This window comes from Calderihabitans maritimus (assembly GCF_002207765.1).
Classification (GTDB): Bacteria; Bacillota; KKC1; order Calderihabitantales; family Calderihabitantaceae; genus Calderihabitans; species Calderihabitans maritimus.
Map to the genome: position 1 here is coordinate 1 of NZ_BDGJ01000061.1, position 210 is coordinate 210.

Below are 210 nucleotides of genomic sequence, written 5' to 3' on the forward strand. Positions count from 1 at the left end.
GCACAACCAGCATGTTTCTTCAAAAGAATAAGCTGGGTCTTGTTTGGTTTAAGCTCGTACCGGTAAGCCTTATTTACCAACATTTTCTATAGCCTCCATAGCTTTCTTGACCCGGTTTCTGGCCGACCTTCTCCCATACAGACGAGCACAGAACGAAGTTAATACCTCAATCATGTCCTGCACTAAGTCGTCTTTGACTTCGCCCGGTTC

1 protein-coding gene and 1 pseudogene are annotated in these 210 nt (G+C 45.7%); both read right to left on the reverse strand.

Annotated features, from left to right (window positions below):
* Positions 1–83 (reverse strand): helix-turn-helix domain-containing protein (locus KKC1_RS17390; protein WP_153802850.1); only part of this gene is annotated, 83 nt, incomplete at its 3' end.
* A pseudogene (locus KKC1_RS06155) lies at positions 70–210 on the reverse strand (IS607 family transposase); the annotation flags it as partial. The gene KKC1_RS17390 and the pseudogene KKC1_RS06155, both read right to left, overlap by 14 nt.